The organism is Pseudonocardia sp. DxW (assembly GCF_058448985.1).
This window is the reverse complement of sequence record NZ_JBZFLK010000049.1, coordinates 1-7,035: the sequence shown is the minus strand read 5'-3', so window position 1 is coordinate 7,035 and position 7,035 is coordinate 1. Positions and strand designations below refer to the sequence as shown.

Genomic DNA, 7,035 nt, shown 5'->3' with positions numbered 1-7,035 from the left:
GCCGCGCTGCTCGACAGCCGATCCGCGACCCGAACAACATCAACTTCTCGCCGTCATGATCAGCTCGGCGGCTACTCACGGATTCGGGTCAGATCGGCCTCGAATTCCTCGATCGAGCAGCCATCCACTCCTGGCGCTCCCTTGTTGGCCCGCACCTTCCGATAAGCTTCCCATACCTCCCGTTTCGAGATGTCAAACGGCTTTTCTGTCAGCCTCTGCCCGCCCATGCGACTCCTCCCAGGACTTCCTGGTTGATCTCATCAACGAACCACGATCGAGCCGGCCCCTTCGCTCCCCGCCCCACCGCATCAAGCAGGAGGATCAGCACTACTACGAACCGGTCCGCCGGCGCGCCCCGCAACGGTACTCACTTCCTCGCGTTTCAGACGCTTGGAGAACTCCCTATCGTCCGTCCCCGTTTCAGGGCCGGGCTGTGCCGGGACACGCCTTCCCACGTTCCACACGGAAGCAGCAGATCAAGCTCGCGCCACCTCTGCGCCGGACACCACCTGGCCAAGACATCGGGCACCCGCCAGGCTTGTCCCGGGCTGAGCTTAAAGGCCCGGTTTCGATGTCACTTCATACCTAACGACGCTTACGCGGTGAATCCCCAAAAGTGCAGGGACTTGTGATGCCACGCCTTCTTGATCCCCACCTGACGCCTCACGGACGCCTTTTCCCTCCCGCTCACCACGACAGTCTTCAGCTAACGCAGCGGAGGGCGGTTTGAAGCCTCCTCCCGAAAGGCGGCTCCGAAGGGCCATTCCTTCATCTCCCGTGCAGCACCACGCTCAACCGGCCTCTACCACCACCGATCTCCCGTGTTCGTGGCACACAAGCTCCTGGTAGACGGGCGATTGCCTAGATCAGTCCGTCCCACCAGGAGCTTCGAAGTGATGTCCTACCCGTCGGGGATGACCGTGTCCAGTCGCGCGCTCGGCATGCTGGCCGATGCGCTTCGAGCGCACCGGAATCTGCGCCGGAGCCGCTGGCGCAAACTGCCCGCCGGGCGGCAGGCCCTGCTCGTCGTCGCCTACCTGCGCAAGGGCGAGACCTACGCCGACCTGGCCTGCGGCTTCCGGATCGGCACCTCAACGGTCTACCGCTACATCCGCGAGGCCCTCGACCTACTCGCCGCGATGGCACCGACCCTGGAACAGGCCATCGAGGTCGCCACGAGGAAGGCGTTCGTGATCCTCGATGGCACCCTCCTGCGCATCGATCGAGTCGGCATGGCATCGGGATATGACCGAGGGTTCTACAGCGGCAAACACAAGACTCACGGCCTGAACGTGCAGGTCATCGCGGACCCGATCGGTCGGCTGGTGTGGATCTCCCCGCCGTTGCCCGGCGCCGGCCACGACATGGGTGCAGCCCGCGAACACGGCATCATCGACGCCCTGTCCAAACATGAGATCCCCGCTGCGGCCGACACCGCCTACCAAGGCGCCGGACCGACCGTCGCGGTCCCACAGCGCCGCCGACGACTCGACCCCGACACCGGCCGCTACCGGCGACTGTCGCGGGCGCAAAAGGAAGTCAACGCTGCGCACGCACGCCGACGCGGACCAGGCGAGCGGATCAACGCCGAGCTGAAGAACTGGAGGATCCTGCGTAAGATCCGCTCCAGCCCGAACACCGCCGGCAAGCTCATCGCCGCAGTTCAGACCCTCATGATCGCCAGCGCTTGATCAGGTTGGCAAAGGCTCACTGTCACGTACGGATCTGTGGGAGCCCCAGGGTCCCGGCAAAGTCGTCAGGTGATCTTGTAGGTGGCCAGCGGTCGGAGCGTGTCGCGGGCGTGGTGACGCAGCGCGGCGGCGATGTTGGTCGCACCCGATAGCCGCAGGGCGGTGATCGCAAGGTTGCGGAAGGCGGCCATGACCTGAGGACCGCTCCCGGTGCGGACAGCGGAGCGGTCCTCGTCGTAGGTGACGTCGCGGACCCAGTGCAACCGGTTCCCGATGCCCCAGTGGCCGCGGATCCAGCGCGCGAGCAGGCCCGGGTCGGCGTCGAAACCGGTCAGGCTGGTGATCGCGTACACAGTCACGGTCTTCCACCGTCCGCCCGGTCGCAGCGGGCGACGCCGGCGCACCAGCTTGATCGCCTGGGCGGCGTGCGGGAAGAACTCGCCGCCCCGATCGGGGCAGGGGTGCAGGCTGACCACGCTGACCGTACGGGTCTCGACCCGGCCGTGGCCGCGGGCGCGCTCCCGGGCGGCGACCCCGATGTCGGTCCAGGGCAGCGCCCGGACCCGCGCCAGCAGCCGCGGCTGGTTCGCCTTGATCGTCATCAGGTAGTGCCCGCCGCGGGCGTGCAGATACTCGGCATGGCCACGGTGGGTGTGCAGTGCGTCGGCGGTGACCAGCACGCCGGCCAGGTCGAACTCGTCGAGCAGGGTGGTGAACGCGGTGACCTCGCTGCCCTTGTCGGACACGCCGACCTGGCCCAGTACGGCGCCGCTGTGCTGGTCGAGCACCGACACCAGATGCGGCAGGTAGACACCAGCGTCGAGGGCGCGGACGTGGGCGCCGCGCAGGGTCTTGCCGTCCAGTGCGAGCACCCGACGCTGCTCACGCCGCGGTGTGCCCACCGGCACGGCTCGGGTGCGCAGCTGGGCCAGCACCCAGGACCGCAACGCAGCCTCCAGCGCAGAGGGGTCAACCTGCTGCAGGACACGGCGCAGGGTCGACTCGTGCGGTACCACTGCGCCCACGCCGAGCGCGGCCAGCACCGCTCGGCCGGCGTCGTGGGCGTACTCGGCCACTGCTACGAACGACCGTGCGCCCGAGAGCACCGCACACGCCCCGAGTAGCAGCACCGCGAGCACGTCGTGGCGCACTCCTCGCGCTTTGCGCGGGTCGGGAACCTGCGACAACGCCTCTACCAGCGACAACATCACAGCTGGCGCCGGCTCGGTCGCAGCGGTGGCGATCACCTCATCGAGGTCGACCTCCACCTGATCCAGGGCAGCAACGATCGGGGACACTGACAACGCGGGCACGGGCTTCCTGACGTGATCAAGGACTTCGACACCCTCATGATCACGTCGGGCCCCGTGCCCGCCTTCGTACCTACGCCCGCGTGTCGCCGCAGGTCAGCAGTCGCTCATCCTGACTTTGCCGGGGCCCTGGTGGGAGCCCGGGGGTGTGATTCCCCCGGGCTATCCGGACCTCAGCCGGCCAACGCTCCCAATACCGGTCGGAATGGGTAGATCTGCGTGTCAACGACGACGCCCTGCGTGACATACGGATCGCCGTCGAGTAGCCGCTTCAGCTCGGCCTGATCGGCGACCTCCGCGATGAGGATCCCACCTGTGCCATCCTCGAAGGGACCGGCGACGCGCACTGTGCCGTTCGCCACCTGTTCTTTGAGGTAAGCGCTATGCGCAGCGCGCGCCTGATCGATCAGGTCGGTATCGTCAGTAAACTTCCAGACCACGGTGTGGAAAGACATCTCGTTCTCCCTCTCTAGGACTTGCTGTGCAGGACTGGGTGAATTTTAGGTGGTCAAAGCATCTCAGTCGATAAGTTCGGCGAATATTACGACCGCGTCGAGAGCGACTCTATGGCACTGCGTGTTCTCGAGACCGTTCGCTACTAGGAACGCGGCATGGCTAGGTAGGGACGCCGGTTCCGCACCGTGTTGAAGCTGTCCTGGGCTGTGTGGCCCGGACCCCGGCCGGTCGCGCTGGCCCCGGGCCGCCACCTCACAGCGCGGCGTAGAGGGCCTGTTCGAACTCCCCGTAGACCGCGTAGGTCTCCGGAAGGACGAACGGGAGCGAGTTGGTGTAGACCGACGCGCAGATCCCGGTCGTCCGGTCGATCCAGAAGTGGGTGTTGAACAACCCGGCCCAGGCACCGCTGCCGGCCCGGCGCCCACCGGGGACATCGACGGTGTTGAGCAGCAGGCCGTAGCCCCACTTCCACCCGGGCCCGGCGTTGAACTCGGCGGTGATCGGCGGGTCCGCCGTGGGGATCTCCGGCGGGAAGTCCAGCGCGCCGATCTGGTTGGTGAACGCCTCCTCGACCGTCTCCGGGCGCAGGATCCGCTCGCCGTCGAGCTCGCCTCCGCGCAGCAACGCCCGCTGGAACCGCAGGTAGTCGCGCGGGGTCGAGTACAGCCCGTGCCCTGCGGCCCACCAGTCGGGTTGCTGCGGCAGGATCTCGCCGGCCGAGGACCAGCCACCGTCCTCCCCGGGGACGTGCACCGTCACCGCGTTCGCCGTGCGCTGCTCGTCGAGCAGGAACATCGTGTCGTCCATGCCGAGCGGGCCGGAGATCTTCTCCTTGATCACGACGTCCAGGCCGGTCCCGGCGACGGTCTCGACCACCTTGCCGAGCCAGTCCGTGTTGATGCCGTAGGTGAACCGGTCCCCCGGGTCGTGCAGCATCGGGGCCGCGAACGCCCCGGCACCGCCGAGCACGTTCGGGGTGCCCGTGACCTTCTCGTAGCGGGCCAGGTCCTCGTCGAAGAACCAGTAGCCCAGGCCCGACGTGTGCGTCACGAGGTTCCGCACGGTGGCCGGCGACTTCGGTGCCCGCAACCGCGGGGTGTCCCCGTCGAACCCGTCGAGCACCTGCACGTCGGCGAACTGCGGGAGGATCTCCGCGACCGGGGTGTCGAAGTCGAGCGAGCCGGCCTCCCGCTGCTGCAGCGCCGCGGTCGTGGCGACCATCTTCGTCATCGACATGATCCGGAACTGGGTGCCGGCGTCGACCGTGCCGCCCTCGCCGACGGTCCGGGGGCCGGCGCCGCCCTCGTAGATGACGCCGTCGCGGTCGGCGGCGACCGCCGCGATGTGCGGTACCGCGCCGCGCTCGACGGCGGCGGTGAGAACCCTGTCGAGGGCACCCGTGTCCATGCTTCTACCCATGATCGACCTCCATTGGCCGGTTCGGGACGCCGTTGCCGTGTCGGCGGCGTCGAGGAGAGGCGTGCTCGAAGATCAGGTTCGTGCGAAGGAAGGGTAGCCGCCGGCCGCCTCCTCGGTGCACTTCTGCCGATAGGCGCCGACGCCACCGATGTAGGACAGGACACGACGTGGCTTGCCGGGGACGTTCGAGCCGAGGTACCACGACGTCGTGTTGTGGACGAGCGTCGCCGACGCGACCTCCTCGTGGTGGTCGACCCAGGCGTCCTCGCCCGCCGCGGCGGGCTCGACCATCGAGGCCAGTCCAGCGAGGTCGGGCGAATCCTGGTCAACTGCTCACACCAGCTGTGTTTAGCCGAGTTGGAAGGGGTCGCGGGTGCCGCCGGTCAGCTCGACGAACACGGACTTGTTCTCGGTGTACTCGTGGACCGCGTCGACGCCGTTCTCCCGGCCGATGCCGCTGGCACCGACGCCGCCGAACGGCATGTTGGGGGCGATCACGCGGTAGGCGTTGATCCAGACGGTGCCGGCGCGCAGCTTCCCGGCGACGCGGTGCGCGCGGTGCACGTCCTTGGTCCAGACGGCGCCGGCCAGGCCGTACGGGGTGTCGTTGGCCAGCTTCAGGGCCTCGTCCTCGTCGGTGAAGGTGTAGGCGGCCAGCACCGGGCCGAACACCTCCTCGCGCACGATCGTGCTCTCCGGGGTCACGTTCGTGACGACGGTCGGCTTGACGAACAGACCGCCGCGCTCGGCGTCCGGTTCGCCGCCGCAGGCGAAGACGGCGCCCTCGTCGGCGGCGCCGCGCAGGTAGCCGAGCACCTTCTCGTACTGCGCCCGGTTCGCCACCGGGCCCAGCTCGGTGGCGGCGTCGGTCGGGTCGCCGAGCCGGATCGCGTTCGCCCGGGCGACGACCTTCTCGACCAGCGCGTCGTGCACGTCGGCGTGGACGATCAGCCGGGAGCCGGCCATGCAGGTCTGGCCGGTGGCGGCGAACACCCCGGCGACCAGGCCGTTCGCGGCGGCGTCGAGGTCGGCGTCCGGGAAGACGATCTGCGGGGACTTGCCGCCGAGCTCGAGGGTGACCCGGTTGACGTTCGCGACGGCGGCCTGGGCGACCGCCGTGCCGGTGGCCGTCGAGCCGGTGAAGGCGATCTTGTCGACGCCGGGGTGGTGCGCGAGCGCCTCGCCGGTGGAGCGGTCCCAGCCGGTGACGACGTTGAGCACCCCGGCGGGCAGCCCGGCCTCGTAGAGGATCTCGGCGAACGCCACGGTGGAGGCGGGCGCGTGCTCGGACGGCTTGACCACCATCGTGCAGCCGGCCGCCAGCGCGGGCGCCAGCTTGAACGTCAGCAGCAGCAGCGGCGAGTTCCACGGCGTGATCGCGCCGACGACGCCGACCGGCTCCCGCACGGTGTAGCCGAAGTAGTTCGGGTTCACCGGGGGCACGGTCCGGCCCTCGATCTTGTCGGCGAGCCCGGAGAAGTAGTAGTACCACTGCGGCAGCCCGACGAGCTGGCCGCGCATCTCGCGCAGCAGCTTGCCGGAGTCGTTCACCTCGAGGCGGGCCAGGCGTTCGGCGTTCGCGGCGATCGCGTCCCCGCAGCGGCGCAGGATCGCGGCCCGCTCGAAGCCGGTCATCGCGCCCCACTCGCCGTCCAGGGCCGCCCGGGCGGACGCGACCGCGGCGTCGACGTCGGCCGGGCCGCCGTCGGCCAGCTGCGCCCAGGTCGCACCGGTGTAGGGGTTCAGGGACTCGAAGGAACGGCCGGAGGCGGCGTCGACCGACCTCCCTCCGATAAAGAGCTTCCATTTCTGAAGGGAACTCACAAAGACAACCTTTTTCATAGAGACAGGGGGCACGCAATGTAAGCAATACGCGAGGTGTCGCCGCCAAAGAGGGTGATCGTTCCGGTCTGCTGCTGGCATGCCAATGGCACCGAAGCAGTCTGCTCGAACAGCAACTCGCCAGGATGGTACCGCGCTGTTTGCGGGACTGGCCACGCACCCTTATGCCCGAGCCAGGTCAGATGACATAATCCCCTGGTCGGGCATAAGGGCGGTGACTCTTCAGACCCGAATCCGTGAGTAGCCGCCGAGCTGATCATGACGGCGAGAAGTTGATGTTGTTCGGGTCGCGGATCGGCTGTCGAGCAGCGCGGCAG

At 68.3% G+C, this 7,035-nt stretch carries 6 protein-coding genes; 1 reads left to right on the top strand and 5 read right to left on the bottom strand.

Annotated elements, in window-relative coordinates; translation table 11 throughout:
• Positions 1-893 precede the first annotated feature (893 nt).
• On the top strand, positions 894-1,691 hold the full coding sequence (locus ACVJO7_RS33635) for a transposase family protein (protein WP_491676312.1): 798 nt from the start codon (positions 894-896) through the stop codon (positions 1,689-1,691).
• Between the two features lie 65 nt (positions 1,692-1,756).
• Here ACVJO7_RS33635 and ACVJO7_RS33630 read toward each other — a convergent pair whose 3' ends face one another.
• The 5 genes from ACVJO7_RS33630 to ACVJO7_RS33610 form a co-directional block, all read right to left on the bottom strand.
• Complete coding sequence (locus ACVJO7_RS33630; RefSeq protein WP_491676313.1) at positions 1,757-2,899, bottom strand: ISAs1 family transposase; 1,143 nt, start codon at positions 2,897-2,899, stop codon at positions 1,757-1,759.
• A gap of 275 nt (positions 2,900-3,174) precedes the next feature.
• Positions 3,175-3,456: a YciI family protein gene (locus ACVJO7_RS33625; protein ID WP_491676311.1), complete on the bottom strand. Its 282-nt coding sequence runs from the start codon at positions 3,454-3,456 to the stop codon at positions 3,175-3,177.
• Positions 3,457-3,709: 253 nt separating this feature from the next.
• The gene (locus ACVJO7_RS33620; protein WP_491676310.1) at positions 3,710-4,864 is read right to left on the bottom strand and encodes a serine hydrolase domain-containing protein; all 1,155 of its coding nucleotides are present in this window, start codon (positions 4,862-4,864) and stop codon (positions 3,710-3,712) included.
• 84 nt (positions 4,865-4,948) lie between these two features.
• Positions 4,949-5,167 carry a hypothetical protein gene (locus ACVJO7_RS33615; protein ID WP_491676309.1) on the bottom strand — a complete coding sequence of 73 codons (219 nt, stop codon included), beginning with the start codon at positions 5,165-5,167 and terminating at the stop codon, positions 4,949-4,951.
• 57 nt (positions 5,168-5,224) lie between these two features.
• Complete coding sequence (locus ACVJO7_RS33610) at positions 5,225-6,718, bottom strand: aldehyde dehydrogenase (RefSeq protein WP_491676308.1); 1,494 nt, start codon at positions 6,716-6,718, stop codon at positions 5,225-5,227.
• Between the last annotated feature and the right edge of the window lie 317 nt (positions 6,719-7,035).

Coding starts and splice junctions, on each gene's coding strand:
- ACVJO7_RS33630 (WP_491676313.1), bottom strand. CDS start 2,899: ATGTTGTCGCTGGTAGAGGCGTTGTCGCAGGTTCCCGACCCGCGCAAA.
- ACVJO7_RS33625 (WP_491676311.1), bottom strand. CDS start 3,456: ATGTCTTTCCACACCGTGGTCTGGAAGTTTACTGACGATACCGACCTG.
- ACVJO7_RS33620 (WP_491676310.1), bottom strand. CDS start 4,864: ATGGACACGGGTGCCCTCGACAGGGTTCTCACCGCCGCCGTCGAGCGC.
- ACVJO7_RS33615 (WP_491676309.1), bottom strand. CDS start 5,167: ATGGTCGAGCCCGCCGCGGCGGGCGAGGACGCCTGGGTCGACCACCAC.
- ACVJO7_RS33610 (WP_491676308.1), bottom strand. CDS start 6,718: ATGAAAAAGGTTGTCTTTGTGAGTTCCCTTCAGAAATGGAAGCTCTTT.